This is a genomic window from Nocardiopsis flavescens (assembly GCF_900141985.1).
GTDB lineage: Bacteria > Actinomycetota > Actinomycetes > Streptosporangiales > Streptosporangiaceae > Nocardiopsis > Nocardiopsis flavescens.
On the sequence record NZ_FQZK01000030.1, the window covers coordinates 1 to 13,385 of the forward strand.

The 13,385-nt window shown below is 74.3% G+C and carries 11 protein-coding genes, 2 tRNA genes and 1 pseudogene; 2 read left to right on the forward strand and 12 right to left on the reverse strand.

Annotated features, from left to right (window positions below; all coding sequences use genetic code 11):
* Positions 1 to 1,283: 1,283 nt before the first annotated feature.
* From BUE45_RS28040 to BUE45_RS28075, 8 genes and pseudogenes are all read right to left on the reverse strand, one after another.
* A complete protein-coding gene (locus BUE45_RS28040; protein ID WP_143173508.1) occupies positions 1,284 to 1,709 on the reverse strand; it encodes a PIN domain-containing protein in 426 nt (141 codons plus the stop codon).
* Between the two features lie 112 nt (positions 1,710 to 1,821).
* Positions 1,822 to 2,931: a helix-turn-helix domain-containing protein gene (locus BUE45_RS28045; protein WP_073383911.1), complete on the reverse strand. Its 1,110-nt coding sequence runs from the start codon at positions 2,929 to 2,931 to the stop codon at positions 1,822 to 1,824.
* A 745-nt stretch (positions 2,932 to 3,676) separates the two neighbouring features.
* The gene (locus tag BUE45_RS28050; protein WP_143173509.1) at positions 3,677 to 5,413 is read right to left on the reverse strand and encodes an ankyrin repeat domain-containing protein; all 1,737 of its coding nucleotides are present in this window, start codon (positions 5,411 to 5,413) and stop codon (positions 3,677 to 3,679) included.
* Complete coding sequence (locus BUE45_RS28055) at positions 5,410 to 6,546, reverse strand: leucine-rich repeat domain-containing protein (RefSeq protein ID WP_073383914.1); 1,137 nt, start codon at positions 6,544 to 6,546, stop codon at positions 5,410 to 5,412. Before BUE45_RS28055 ends, BUE45_RS28050 begins: the two co-directional genes overlap by 4 nt.
* 77 nt (positions 6,547 to 6,623) lie before the next feature.
* Positions 6,624 to 6,695 (reverse strand): annotated as a pseudogene (locus BUE45_RS28060).
* Between the two features lie 103 nt (positions 6,696 to 6,798).
* Positions 6,799 to 6,871: transfer RNA gene (locus tag BUE45_RS28065), tRNA-Ala, on the reverse strand.
* Between the two features lie 97 nt (positions 6,872 to 6,968).
* Positions 6,969 to 7,041: transfer RNA gene (locus BUE45_RS28070), tRNA-Gly, on the reverse strand.
* 115 nt (positions 7,042 to 7,156) lie between these two features.
* Complete coding sequence (locus tag BUE45_RS28075) at positions 7,157 to 8,386, reverse strand: ROK family transcriptional regulator (RefSeq protein WP_073383916.1); 1,230 nt, start codon at positions 8,384 to 8,386, stop codon at positions 7,157 to 7,159.
* Positions 8,387 to 8,484: 98 nt separating this feature from the next.
* Between BUE45_RS28075 and BUE45_RS28080 the strand changes: the two genes are divergently transcribed.
* Complete coding sequence (locus tag BUE45_RS28080) at positions 8,485 to 9,084, forward strand: GNAT family N-acetyltransferase (RefSeq protein WP_178378682.1); 600 nt, start codon at positions 8,485 to 8,487, stop codon at positions 9,082 to 9,084.
* Positions 9,085 to 9,094: 10 nt separating this feature from the next.
* Positions 9,095 to 9,565 carry an NUDIX hydrolase gene (locus tag BUE45_RS28085; protein WP_073383919.1) on the forward strand — a complete coding sequence of 157 codons (471 nt, stop codon included), beginning with the start codon at positions 9,095 to 9,097 and terminating at the stop codon, positions 9,563 to 9,565.
* A gap of 21 nt (positions 9,566 to 9,586) precedes the next feature.
* Here BUE45_RS28085 and BUE45_RS28090 read toward each other — a convergent pair whose 3' ends face one another.
* From BUE45_RS28090 to BUE45_RS28105, 4 genes are all read right to left on the reverse strand, one after another.
* Positions 9,587 to 10,519 carry a M48 family metalloprotease gene (locus tag BUE45_RS28090; protein ID WP_073383921.1) on the reverse strand — a complete coding sequence of 311 codons (933 nt, stop codon included), beginning with the start codon at positions 10,517 to 10,519 and terminating at the stop codon, positions 9,587 to 9,589.
* A 195-nt stretch (positions 10,520 to 10,714) separates the two neighbouring features.
* A complete protein-coding gene (locus BUE45_RS28095; protein WP_073383923.1) occupies positions 10,715 to 11,386 on the reverse strand; it encodes a DivIVA domain-containing protein in 672 nt (223 codons plus the stop codon).
* Positions 11,387 to 11,414: 28 nt separating this feature from the next.
* The gene (locus BUE45_RS28100; RefSeq protein ID WP_073383924.1) at positions 11,415 to 12,026 is read right to left on the reverse strand and encodes a DivIVA domain-containing protein; all 612 of its coding nucleotides are present in this window, start codon (positions 12,024 to 12,026) and stop codon (positions 11,415 to 11,417) included.
* 93 nt (positions 12,027 to 12,119) lie between these two features.
* Positions 12,120 to 13,016, reverse strand: coding sequence for an N-acetylmuramoyl-L-alanine amidase (locus BUE45_RS28105; protein ID WP_073383926.1), 897 nt, complete (start codon positions 13,014 to 13,016; stop codon positions 12,120 to 12,122).
* Positions 13,017 to 13,385: the final 369 nt, after the last annotated feature.

Here is a 13,385-nt window from a genome sequence, read left to right on the forward strand (position 1 = left end):
CGGGTGGTGGGGGTGTGCTGTCCGGGGGCGGGTCCGGGCGAGGCCTGCCCCGCCCGACCACGTGGAAAGGGAGGAAGGGTCCGCCTGCACAGCCGCGGTTGCTCACGACCTTGCTTGGAACACCAGCCCCAGACGTAGTAACCCGCACCCAAGCGCCCTCCCGCACCACGACGCACCGAGGCCGCGCGTGTGCGCCGCCCTCACCCCCGCGCGGCCGGGCGAGCAGGTACCCGCGGCTTCCACCCGCTGCGGACCGGATGGGAGCGACACCCTCCGGCTGGGGCCGGGGGCTCCAGTCGGGTGGACAACCCCCAGGGGCGCGGCCAGCAGGTACGCGCGGCCTTCACCCCCACGGGTTCGCGGAGCCGGGTACGCCCTCGTCAACCCCCTGGGGTCGGGGTGGCGATTCATGCTCACCGGCTGTGCCTGGGGCCCCAAGACCGTGCACGTTCCACCCCCTACGGCGTTGGGAGGGCATGGGTGTGCTCTACGTTCGGGCCGCTTGCCGCGCCCACCGCCCTTTGCAGGGGGCATTCCTCCCGCCCCGGGCGGCTGAGCTGGGATCGCCTCGCTCGACCCAGCCCCGGATGACACCCCCACCACTGACGACGTGTGCCCAACGCACCGGCCTTGCGGTCTGCCGTGCGCCGACTGCGCCGGGGCCAGGTCCACGCTCCGCCGGCCGCCGTTTCCAAGCGGCTGAGCTTTTGGAGAACTCCGGTCGAGCTTTCACCCCCTGGAGCGGAGGTCGCGGTCCGCTGACCGGCTGGGGCCGGGGGCTCCGGTTGGGTGGACAACCCCCCGTGGCTGGTCAGGGCAAGTGCGCGCGGCCTTCACCCCCGTGTGTCTGGGGAGGGAGGTACGCCCTACCGAAACCCGCTGGGGTCGGGGTATGGATCAACGCTGACCGGCTGTGCCCGGGGCCCAGAGACAGTGCACGTTTCACCCCCTACGGCGTTGGGAGGGCATGGGTGGGCTCTACGTACGGGCCGCTTGTCGCGCGCCTGGTCCTTTGCAGGGGGCATTCCTCCCGCCCCAAGCGGCTGAGCTGGGATCGCCTCGCTTGACCCAGCCCCGGATGACACCCCCACCACTGAGGATGCGCGCCCAACGCACCGGTCCTGCGCTCTGCCGCCCGCCGACCACGCCGGGGCCAGGTCCACGCTCCGCTGGCCGCCGTTTCCAGATGGCTGGACTTTTGGAGAACTCCGGTCGAGCTCTCACCCCCACGACCTGAGCTGGCAGCGACGCCCTCCCGCTGGGGCCGGGGTCGCGGCCCGTGCTCACGGAAGGAGGCCCTCTTCATATGCCCAGGTCAGAAGGCTCTCTCCTGATTGCAGAGGCAAGAACATGCCGGTGCCGAGCAGGTCGTCCACCACATCGGCGGCGGTCTTGCGGTCTCTGTCGAAGAGCGTCTTGTACGCCTCGATGACGATCCACAGGGTGTCGTGGTTGGGCACGCTGAGACGATCCGCCTGGGCGACCGCCGCGCGCTCGTCCAGGACCGCGGTCAGTCTCCGGTGCTTCGCACAGGCGATGACCGCGCACTCACCCATGTGTTCAGTCGGTCCCCCGCTCATCTGGGCCTTGATCTGGGCCTGGGTCCAGATCTCGGTCTCGTCCAGGACGGCGATCTCCGCCCATGCGACGGAAGCGACACTCGGGATGTTCGCGTACGTGTCCCGACCCCGCTCGATCTCCTCGCTCACGTCGCTCGGTATGAGCACGACCCCGCCGGGCGCGAGTCCTTGAAGGAGGCTCGCGTGCCCCGCCCGGCAGAAGTGCGTGTAGACGCTCGTGTCCATCACCCACCTGCGCCGATCAGTCATCGTGCCCCGCGAACGACCGTCGGTAGTCATCCGGCTCAAGCGCGTTCTTCCGGGGCAGTTCCTCGGCGGAAAGGGTTCCCCGCAGCAGTTCGACCGTCCGGTCCGCGGTCAGGCGGCCCGAGGTGTACCCGTTCAGGCAGGCCGACGCATAGGCGGGGGAGATGTAGGGGCTGGACAGCTCGTTGTCCCAGGACAGTCGCAGACGCAGATAGTCGCCGAACTTCGGTTCCTCTCTCCCCAGGTGTCTGCGCTCGTCCTGGCTGATGAGGCCGAGGTTTCTCAGCTGCCCGACCGCCGCGGACCAGCTCAGCCGGAAAGAGGCTCCCACGGCGAGTGCCCGGTCACGTGTGTTCCAACCCGAGTTCCTTCGCCACACCTCGGCGACCCCCGAGCGCGGAGCGAGAAAGTGGATGGCGAAGGAGCTGATCATCTTCTCGCTCTCCAGTGACGCCTGGGAGTCGTAGGCGTCGCCGCAGAGCCAGTGGCCGAGTTCGTGGGCCAGGGTCATGCGACGGCGCCCGTGGGCGGCCTCGCCGTTGATCACCGCGACCCCGAGGGCCGACGATTCTTCGCCGACCTCGACGCAGCCGCCGTCGGGCCCGTGCTTGCCGAGCGAAACGGAGTACGTGTACAGCCCCAGGTCCTCGGAGACCGCGCCGAGATCTTGGACGGGGCCGTTGCCGAGACCGAGGCGGTGCCGCACCTGCCCGGCCAGCCGTTCGGAGTCTTCGTGGTCCCGTGGCGTGCACGCCTGCGGGTTGCGTTCCACCGGGGCGAGGAGTCCCATCTCCACGCACGACCGCACGTCCGCCGCGAACTGTTCGAGTTCGGTGTCCAGAGCCCGGCTCGTGTGATGGGGCGCCGCGCTGTCGCTCCGTCGACTCACCACGGAGGGAACGGGCTCCGCCACGAAGTAGGCCAGCGGTCGTCCGAGCACGTTGGCGACCGCGACCAGTTCGGGAACGCTGAGCTTGCGGTCGCCCTTCTCCAGCCGACTGACCGCGCTCCGGTCCAGCCCCACGGCCCGGCTGACGTCCTCCTGTGTCAGCCCCGCGTCCTCGCGAGCGTCGGCGATGCGCTGTCCCAGAGCCAACTTGTCCATGTGTGATTTTCACACATCGTGATCGTGCTTGTCGAAGGAACACGGAACCCTGTCCCTGGTCACGCTGCCGCGGCGGTGAGCCGGTCGCGTGGTTCAGGGGCGGTGAGGGTACGTGTGGGCTTCATTCCCCGTGGTCCGGGTGGGAGCGACGCCCTCCGGCTGGGGCTGGGGGCGCCGGGCGGGTGGACGATCCTTGGTGGCGGGGTGGGGAGGGTGCGCGTGGGCTTCACCCCCGTGTGTCTGGGGAGGGAGGTACGCCCTCGTCAACCCCCTGGAGTCGGGGTATGGATCAATGCTCACCGGCTGTGGCCGGGGCCCGAAGACAGCGCACGTTTCACCCCCCATTGCGTTGAGGAGGGCATGGGTGGGCTCTACGTACGGGCCGCTCCTCGCGCGCCTGGTCCTTTGCAGGGGGCATTCCTCCCACCCCAAGCGGCTGAGCTGGGATCGCCTCGCTTGACCCAGCCCCGGAACACACCCCCACCACTGAGGATGCGCGTCCAACGCACCGCCCCTGCGCTCTGCCGCCCGCCGACCGCGCCGGGGCCAGGTCCACGCTCCGCTGGCCGCCCTTCCCAAGCGGCTGAGCTTTCGGAGAACTCCGGTCGAGCTCTCACCCCCGCGACCTGAGCTGGGAGCGACACCCTACGGCTGGGGTCGGGGCCGCGGTCCGCCGACCGGCAGTGGCCGGGGCCGCGGTCCGCCGACCCTCTGGGGCTGAGCGCTCAGGGCCGGTGGCCGTTCCTCACGCCTCCTCCAGCAGGCTCGCCCAGTCCTGCTCGATGACGCCGTCCTCCTCGGAGTCCTCGATCGAGCGCTGGTCGACCGCGTCCGACAGCTCGTCGCCGTGGTCGCCGCCGATGCCCGTGGTCCGCGCGCCCGCCTCCAGCAGGGCGCGGGCCAGCTCCACCGTCCCGCTGCCCACCACCGCGAAGTACAGCGGGGTGTGCCCGGCCGCGTCGGGGGCGTTCACGTCCGCCCCGGCGCCGAGCAGCCGCGGCAGCAGCGCCGCGTGGTCCAGGACGCCGGCGTGATGCAGCAGGGTGCGGCCGTGCCGGTCGCGGATGCGCGGGTCGCCGCCCGCGTCCAGGTAGCGCAGGACGGCACCGGTGTCGCCGTGCCGCACCCGCTCGAACAGCTCGTCGCGGTGGGCGCGCAGCGGGCGCGGCAGGCGGCCGTGCCCCGTCTCCCAGGCCCGGAGGGCGGCGAAGCAGCCGCCCGGCTCCCCGCCGAGCACCCGCAGCGACGCCTCCCGGACCTTCTCGTCCTCGCCGTGCGGGACGGCCATGCCGCGGCCGTCCACCGTGACGGTGTGCCACGCGCCGCGGCAGCGCACCCGCGCCGGGGCCGGGTGCGGTGACACCGCGGTACCGGTCACCGGGCCGCCTGCGGGCCGCCGGGCCGGGGCCAGGGCCGCGCGCACCAGCGGGTGGAGTTCGTCGGGGGTCATCCCGTCGCGGAGGACGTCGATGTCCGGCGGGCGCGCCCAGCACACCTCGGGCAGCACCGGGAGCTCCTCGGACTCCCAGGGCCGGTACTCCTCGACGTCCAGGTCCGGGACGTCCTTCTCCACGTCCAGGACCACCATCTCGTGGATGCTGTACGGGATGCGGAACCGCCCGCCGAACCCCGCTCCGGAGAGCAGCCGCGCCTCGCCGACCAGCCGCGCGGGTGAGAGCGGCAGCCCCGCCGCGATCGCGACGGGGTCGGCTGCGGCGCCCCAGTCCAGGTCGATCGGCGCCGGGTCGAGGCCGATCCCCGCCGCGGCCAGGGCCTCGACGACCCTTCCGGTCTGGTGGAGGGTGTCGATCCACTCGGTGCGGGCCGCAGGGTCCCCGGGGCCCGGGTCCCCCGAGGGCAGGCGGTCCGGGGTGCGCGGGGTGCCGTCCGGGTCCAGGAACGGCGCCCGGTCGGCGCCGCCGCCCCAGCGCTCCCGCATCTCACCGACGCGCCGGGAGTCCCACAGGTGGCGGGAGGTCGTCCACAGGTGGGCGGCCCCCGTCCAGTGCCCCGCGTAGGGGACCCGGTTGGAGCGCCGGAGGAAGTCGCGCACGGGCGGGTCGTCCACCTTCAGGACCAGCCGCTGGTCCCCGTGCACCTTCCATCCCCGGGTCCGCAGCGTCAGCCACGGCCCCTGCGGCCCGCCCGGCCGTGACAGCAGCACGGGCTGGGCCGGGACCAGGGTCCCCGACCCGTTCCAGAACCGGGGCAGGTGCAGCCGTGCCAGGTCCGGGGCCAGGTGGTGGAGGTCGTCGAGCAGGCGGTCGGTGAACTCGGTGCCGTGTTCGGCGCGCAGGGCGGCGGTGTCGATCTCGGCGTCGACCCCGGCGGCGGCGCAGGCGCCGCGCCAGTCCCCGGCCAGCCGGCGCTCCGTCGCGGCCTCGACCATGGCGGGCGCGATGCCGTAGCGGCGCCCGTTGCGCAGCCCCGCCGCCCGCATCGGCCGGTGCGACTCCGAGCGGGGGCGGTGGGAGCGCCTCACCGGTACAGGCTCCCGATCGCGCGCACGTCCTCGTGCACCCGGGACGCCGGGCGCAGGTTCCCGGCGATGGCCCGCTTGGTGCGGCGCGGCAGGCCCGGGCCCAGGCCCGCGTACTCCATGCGCCCGCTCCGGGCCACGGCCTCCGACAGCGCACGCGCCGCCGGGTACCCGAACCCGGTGTGGCGCACCTCCAGGCGGCGCAACGGGCTCGCGGGGATCGCCTCGGCCAGTGCCCTCACGCCCGCGTCGCCCAGGTCGTTGGCGGGCGCGCCCAGGGCCCGCTGCGACGGCGGGCGGCCCAGGTCCAGTGCCTCGATGCCGCCCAGGGCCCCGGCCAGGGCGCGCGCCCCCCGCGCGCCGATGCCGTTGCCGCCCAGGCCCAGGGTGACCGGCCGGTCCAGCCCGGCCGCCGCGGCGGCGATGGTCCGCGCGCCCTCGTCGCCCAGGTGGTTGGCGGGCGCGTACAGCTCCCGCACCCCGGCCTCGCGCAGGAACGCGGCCAGCAGTTCCGCGGTGTCCGGTCCCAGCCCGTTGCCGCCCAGGAACAGGCGCTCCAGCGGGGCGCCGCGGTCGGCCAGCGCGTCCAACAGGGCGCGCAGCCCGTCGGCGGTGACCCCGGTGTTGACCAGGTCGAGGGAGCGCAGGCGGCGGTTGCGGGCGAGCGCGCCGGCGACCGCCCGCGCGCCCGCGTCGCCCACGGGGTTGCGCTTGAGCCACAGCGCCCGCACGGTGTCGTCGCCGGCGAGCCGGTCGGCCAGGGCGGCCGCCCCGTCCGCGCCGATCCGGTTGCAGCCCAGGTAGAGGGTCTGGAGCCCGTGCCCGTCGGTGAGCGCCCCGGCCAGGAGGCGGGCGCCCTCGGAGCCGACGGCGTTGGTGCCCAGCAGCAGGTGGGCGGCGTGCGGGGAGGCGACCGCCGCGGGGATGACCCGGCGCGCTCCGGCCGGGCCCAGGCCCTGCTTGCACAGGTCCACCCGGCCGTCGGGGCGCAGCGTGCCCAGCGGGAAGACGGCGTCGGCCGTCACCGGGGCGGGGTCGGCCAGGCGCGCCAGCAGGGGGTCCAGCCCCGCCGGGTCCGCCAGGGGCAGGTCGGGGTGCTCGATGGCGGGGCAGCGTACGGGTGTCTTGTCGGGCATGGCCATTCCACCGCTCGATCGTGATCGGGCCGGTGGACGGAGCCGACCGGGGCCCCTGCGTGCAGAAGAAGAAGCGGCAGGACCGGTCGGATTCGAACCGACGTCCTCCAACTCGCTGTCCGGCGCGACGACCTCTGCGCTACGGCCCTGCCGAGCAGGGAGTCTAACCGCATCCGCCGACGTTTCCGGGGGTTCGGTCCCGGTTTTCCGTGTTCTCGCACGTGGGGAGGGACGAAAAGGGAACCGGGGCGGCGGGGGCGACCGGATTCGAACCGGCGTCCTCCTCCATGCCGTGCAGGCGCGACGACCTCTGCGCTACACCCCCGCCACGCGACGAGGGTAGCGGCCCCGGGGCGCGGGTGCCGTGCGCGGTCAGGGGGCGCGGTGCCGGGCGCGCCAGGGGGTACGGTGCGCGGGGACGGCGGGACCGGCCGGAATCGAACCGGCGTCCTCTCGGAGGGAAGCCGAGCGCGACGACCTCTGCGCTACGGCCCCGCCGCCGCGGGACACGCTAGCGCACGGAGCGGGCGGGCCGGGGCCGGCGGGGGCGCCGCGGGGGACGGCGTTCGGAGGCCGGGACCGGACCCTCCTGGGCCGCCCGGGGGCGGGGTCACGCCGTGCCCGCCGCCGCGGGCAGCGGCAGCGCACCCGAGTCCAGGGCGTGGATGACCCCCGCGGCCCCGCCCCGCGCCGCCGCGCTCAGCCCCAGCGCCGACGGCTCCACCCGGCACCCGGCGGGGCCGGCGGCGAACACCCCGGACGCCAGGGCGGCCCGGCACCGCGGCAGCAGCCACGGCCCCATGGGCACGAAGTACCCGCCCAGCAGCACCAGCCCCGGGTCCACCAGGTTGACCAGCGCCGCCAGCCCCCGGCCCAGCCGGGTCCCGGCCCGCTCCAGTGCCGCCACCGCCACCGCGCCGCCCGCCGCCGCCCGGCCCACCGCGGCCTCCACCAGCGCCGCCACCTCCTCCCCCGACAGTGGACGCCCCGGCGCCAGGTCCGGGACCGCGTCGCGCAGGATCGCGCCGATGCCCGCCACCGCCTCCAGGCAGCCGCGCCGCCCGCACGAGCACTCCGGCCCGCCCGGGTCCAGTTCCAGGTGGCCCAGCTCCCCGGCGAACCCGCCCGAGCCGCGCAGCAGGCTCCCGCCGGTGAGCACCCCCGCGCCGATCCCGACCTCGCCGGTGACGTAGACCAGGTCGGGGGTCCCGGCGAAGGAGCCCACCCGGTACTCGGCCACCGCCCCCAGGTTCGCGTCGTTGTCCACCCGCACGGGGAACCCCAGCACGTCCACGCTCTCGCCCAGCGGGAAGTCCGACCAGCCCAGGTTGGGGGCCCGGCGCACCGTCCCGGTGGGGGAGTCCACCAGCGCCGGCACCGCGATCCCCGCGCCCACCACGGTCCGCCCGCGCACCGCCGGGTCGTCGGCGGCCTCCCGCAGCGCCGCCACGATCCGCCGGGCGCTCTCCCGCGGCCCCGCCTCCCGGGCGTCGAAGGGCGTGTGCCGGGCGGTCAGCTCCCGCTGCACCAGGTCCACCGCCACCACCGACAGGTAGTCGACGTTGACCTCCAGGCCCAGCGCCGCCACCGACGTGTCGTCCAGGTCCAGCAGCACCCCGGGGCGGCCCACCCCGTGCTGCTCGGTCCTGCCGGTCTCCCGGACCAGGCCGCGCGCCATCAGGTCGGCGACCAGGCTGGACACCGTCGTCTTGTTCAGGCCGGTGGCCGCCGCCACCGCCGCCCGCGAGCACGGGGCCGACTCGCGGACGGTGCGCAGCACCACCCCCAGGTTGGCCTCGCGGACCGTGCGCAGGCCCACCGTTCCCGAACCCGCCCCCACGGGGACCCCCCTCGTCGATGCTCCGCCGTGTCCGGATCGTACCGGGCGGACCGAAAACGGTTTGCCGGGCGTCCGACGACGGTGGTGGAATGCCGACCATGGTCCCCGCAGACGTCTTCCGCGACCAGCCGGTCCTCACCGGCGACCTGGTCGAGCTCCGCCCCCTCGACGCGGTGTCGGGTGCTCCGCTCGTCGCGTCCCTCGTCGACATGGACCCGGAGGTGCGCCGCCTCACCGGCACCCACCGGCGGTTCACGCGCGAGGTCGCGCAGGAGTGGAACCGCACCCGCCCCGACCACCACGACCGGGCCGACTGGGTGATCGTCGAGCGGGCCGGCGGCACCGCCGTCGGGGACTGCGCGCTCATCGGGCTGGACCCCGACAACGCCTCCGTCGGCTACCGGATCGCGCTCACCGGTCTCGGGCACGCCGGGAAGGGCTACGGCACCGCGGCCACGGACCTGGTCCTGGAGTACGCGTTCACGGTCGCCGGCCTGCACCGGGTGGCCCTGGAGGTGTTCGACTTCAACCCGCGGGCGCGGCGCTCCTACGAGAAGTCCGGGTTCGTCCGCGAGGGGGTGTGGCGCCAGGCCCTGCACTGGGACGGGGAATGGCACGACGCCGTCCTGATGTCGGTGCTGGCGCACGAGTACGCGGCCTTGCGCGCCGGTGGGGGATCCGCGGCCGGGGGCCGTTAGCCTCGGGGGCATGCCCGTTCCCGAGTTCCTGCGCGAGCTGCGCGACCAGATCGGCCCCGCCCTGCTCCCCCTGACGGGGGTCACCGGCGTCGTGCTGGACGAGGACGACAACGTACTGCTGCACCGGCGCGCCGACGACGGCCGCTGGGCCACCCCCGGCGGCATCCTCGAACCGGGGGAGCAGCCCGCCGCCGCCGTGGTGCGGGAGGTGTGGGAGGAGACCGGGCTGGTCGTCGAGGTCGAGCGGCTGGTCAGTGTGGTCGGCCAGGACCCCTACGTCTACCCCAACGGCGACCGGGTGCAGTTCCTGGACCTGGCGTTCCGCTGCCGCCCGGTGGGCGGCGCCCCCGACGCGGGCGGGGACGAGACGCTGGAGGTGGGGTGGTTCGCCCCCGACGCGCTGCCCGCCATGTCGGACAGCATCATGCGGCGCATCGGCTACGCCCGCGAGTCCCGCACGGAACCCTTCTACGTCCTCTGAGGCGGCGTCCCGGGCGGCCGGTCAGAGGAAGATCCGCCCGCGGCGCCCCCGGTCCCGCAGCGCGGCCATCCGGCGCACGTTGCCGGGCCGCCGCGACAGCAGGTGGTACAGCAGCAGCGTGCCGCTCCGGTCGGTGCGCGCCCGGTCGGCCATCTCGCCCATGTTGACCCGCGGGTACAGCCGCACCCCGCCCGCGTGCATCCGCACGGTGTGCGCGCCCTCCGGGAAGTGCGCGTAGGCGTGGTTGTCCGCCGTGTACTCCGAGCAGCGCGCCAGCGCCGCGCCCAGCAGCGGCACCAGGTCGGCGCACAGGATCGCGACCCGGCGCCAGAACCCGGTGTGCCCCGCGACCACGTGTCCGAGCTGGTGCGCCACCGCGAACGCCAGTGCGTCCGCGTCGCGCGCCCGCCCGTCGTCGTCGAACAGCTCGCCCGACAGCACCAGGTGGCTGCGCAGCCCGTGCCCGCCGGCGTCGGCCTGCCCGCCGTCCACCCGCACGTACGCCTCCGGGGTGCGCACCCCCATCGCCGCCGACAGCATCGCGATCACCCGGTACGCCTCGGGGAACTGGGTGGGGGAGATCTTCACCGACTCGGCCCGGTGCCGGGCGTGCCGCAGCCCCCGCACCAGCCAGCAGGCGGCCGGGACCAGCGCCAGCGCCAGCGCCGGGGCCTGCCAGGTGCCGGTCAGCCCGCCCAGCAGCTGCGCGCCCAGGGCCAGCAGCAGCAGGTTCGCCAGGACGCACATGAGGAACAGCGGCGCCTCCCACGGGTGGGCGGGCGCCGGGACGATCTCCTCGCCCTCCCCGAGCTCGTAGGAGCCCCGGCCCCCCGGCCGGGCGGAGCGGCAGTAGGGGGCGGCCGGGTACCGGGTCTCCGGGACGTAGCCGCACCCGCCCGACCCGTGCACCGAACAACCCGTGGGGCGGCCCTGCGCGGACACGGCACGGAACATGGTGGCCCTCCCCTCGGGAGCGGGAACGATGGATCAAGGGTTGATCACTCCCTGTATCCAAATATTACTTTCCGCTTCCACCGGGATGGGCTTAAAGGCACTACGGCGTGTCAGAAAGTGACCGCCGCCCCCTTTGCGGGCCGGGGCGCCCGTGTGCGGGGCCGGCCCCCGCGGAGGCCGCGCCCCGCCGCGCCCTCAGCGCTGCTCGTACCGGCGCAGCTCCTCGGCGAGCACGTCCAGGAAGCGGTCCACCTGCGCCGGGTCGTACCCCGGCCGGGCCCGCGTGGTCGAGAACTGGACCCGCTCCACGTCCTTCGATGACAGCGTCGCCCGCTCCGGCCGCCCCTGGTGGAGCACCTCCAGGGTGAACTCGGCCCGGTCCAGGAAGTCGTCGACCTCCTGTTCGTTGTAGCCCGTGGTCAGCCGCGTGGTGGCGAACTGCTGGCCGCGCACCTGCTCCGGGGTCAGCCCGGGGGGCGGGGCCTGCGGCCCCTGCCGCCCGCGGTCCGCGGGCGGGGGCTCGGCGGCGGTCCGCGGGGCCCCGCCGCGCGGCGGCAGCGGTGGGGTGCCCGGACCGGACCTGCCCAGGCCGCGACCGGCCAGGTCGGCGACCACCACGTCGAGGAAGTCGTCCACCTCGTCCTCGCGGTACCCCGGGCTCAGCCGGGTGGTCCGGAAGCGCGAATTGCGCACCTCCTCGGCCGTGATGGGCGGACCCTTGCGCGGTCCGCCCTCCAGCGCGACGAGCGTCGCCTCGATGCGGTCGAGCAGCGCGTCGACGTCCTCCTCGTTGTATCCCGGGCGCAGACGCACCGTGTGGAACTTCTTGTTGCGGATGTCCGCCGGTGTCAGAGGCATGGTCCCTATTGTGCAGTTCAGGAGGTTCTCAGGGTGGTCATTCCCGCCCGCCGCGCTCCTCCGACCGCGCGACGCGCTGTGCGAGGTCGTCCAGCACGGCGTCGACCTGGACGCGGTCGTAGCCCCGCAGGACGACGTCGAAGCGGGCGGAGGCGAGTTCGGCCGCGGTGACCGCCGTGGTCCCGGCGGGGGCCTCCACGGGGGAGGCGGTCCCGGTGCGGGCGGTGAGGGTGGCGAGCGCCCGGTCGATGATGCCGCTGACCTGGACGCGGTCGTAGCCGCGCAGGACCACGTCGAACCGCGGCGGCTCCACGGGTGACTCCGGGGCGGGGAGATCCCGCGCCGGGCGGTCCGGGCCCGCGCCGGTATTCCCGGTGCGGGCCTCCAGGAGGGCGATATCGCGTGCGAGGTCCTCGATCCAGCCGGCGACCTGGGTGCGGTCGTAGCCGCGCAGGACGACGTCGAAGCGGGCTGAGGCGAGTTCGGCCGCGGTGACCGCGGTGGTCCCGGCGGGGATCTCGGCCCGCGGCCGCTCCCCGGTGCCGGCGGCCAGGGTGACGATCGCCCGGTGCAGCAGGTCGGTGACCTGGACGCGGTCGTAGCCGCGCAGGATGATGTCGAAGTCCGGGACCGCCAGGGGGGAGTTCATGCCCGCATTATGCCGAGGGGCCGTGGCCCGCGCCATACCGGAGCGCGCCCGTGGCCGACTGCGGACGCCCGGCCGGGACCACTCCCGCACCGCTCATTCCCGCATCAGGTACATGGCCAGGCCGCGGGCGATCGCGTCGGCCGCCCGCTCCCGCCACTCGGGGTCCTCCAGCAGGGCTGCGTCCTCGGCGTTGCGCATGTTCCCCGCCTCCAGGAACACCTTGGGCACGGTGGACATGTTGAGCCCGCCCAGGTCGGTGCGCTCGTCCAGGCCGTCCTGGGCGAGGTAGTCGGCGTAGGGGACGTCGGTGCCCTCGCGGTACTCGCGGCGCAGGTCCTCGGCCAGCTCCAGGGAGGGCTCGACGATGTCCTCGGTATAGCCCTCGACCTCGCCCGGCACGATCACGTGGAAGCCGCGCCCGGACTCGGGCCCGCCGTCGGCGTGGATGGACACGGCGGCGTCGGCCTCCGCCTCGTTGCCGATGCCGGCGCGCTCGTCGATGCAGGGGCCCACGCCCTCGTCGTCCTCGCGGGTGAGGACCACCGTGGCGCCGTCGGCCTCCAGCCGCTCCTTGACCAGGACGGAGAGCTCCCAGTTGAAGAGGTGCTCGGGGTAGCCGGTGTTCGTCTCCGCGCCCACGGTGTCGCAGGCCTTCTGCTGGGGCCCGGCGGGCACCTGCTGGTTGATCTCGGAGGCGGCGGAGGCGTTGCCGCCGTTGTGCCCGGGGTCGATGACCACGACCCGGTCGTGCAGCGGGCCGTCGCCCACGGGCCGCTGGGCGGCGCCGTCCTCCCCGTCCGCGGTGTCCCCGGGGCCCCGGCCGGAGGAGCCGTCGTCGGGGCCGGGCAGCGGGATGGCGGAGGTGGGGTCGGAACCGGGCTCGGCTCCGGACGCCGACGCGCAGCCGGTGGCGAGGAGTGCCAGGAGCGGGATGAGGTACAGGGCGCGGGTGGCGCGGCTCCGGGGCCCTGACGGTGCGGAGACGGGCATGCCCACAACCTACCGGGCGAACCGGGCGGAACGCCCCTCTCGCGCGGGTACTTCTTATTAAGACGCCCGGTGCATTGATCGGTTTACACGATACAGGGAAGTTTTCTGAAGTGAATTCGAATCCCTCCGGAGAGTAGTGGGAGTTTCTCCCGTAATCTTTTTGTGATCCATTTTCGGATGTTTTCGGCCATGAGTGAGCTGTAGGATTCCCGTGAGGAAGCGGGAAGTCTCCCGCATCGGTTCCGCAGGCCCCTCCGTCCAGGGCCGCAGCCGGTTTTCACAGGTGGAAGGCCTTTTCGAGCGCCTCCCCTGCCCCCATCCGAACCCTGGTGACAGTCGATCGCCCGGTGCGGCCCCACCCGCACCCGG

Excerpts from the sequence above, each read along its gene's own strand:
- BUE45_RS28045 (WP_073383911.1), bottom strand. The coding sequence starts at position 2,931 with ATGGACAAGTTGGCTCTGGGACAGCGCATCGCCGACGCTCGCGAGGAC.
- BUE45_RS28055 (WP_073383914.1), bottom strand. The coding sequence starts at position 6,546 with ATGCCCGACAAGACACCCGTACGCTGCCCCGCCATCGAGCACCCCGAC.
- BUE45_RS28080 (WP_178378682.1), top strand. The coding sequence starts at position 8,485 with ATGGTCCCCGCAGACGTCTTCCGCGACCAGCCGGTCCTCACCGGCGAC.
- BUE45_RS28085 (WP_073383919.1), top strand. The coding sequence starts at position 9,095 with ATGCCCGTTCCCGAGTTCCTGCGCGAGCTGCGCGACCAGATCGGCCCC.
- BUE45_RS28090 (WP_073383921.1), bottom strand. The coding sequence starts at position 10,519 with ATGTTCCGTGCCGTGTCCGCGCAGGGCCGCCCCACGGGTTGTTCGGTG.
- BUE45_RS28100 (WP_073383924.1), bottom strand. The coding sequence starts at position 12,026 with ATGAACTCCCCCCTGGCGGTCCCGGACTTCGACATCATCCTGCGCGGC.
- BUE45_RS28105 (WP_073383926.1), bottom strand. The coding sequence starts at position 13,016 with ATGCCCGTCTCCGCACCGTCAGGGCCCCGGAGCCGCGCCACCCGCGCC.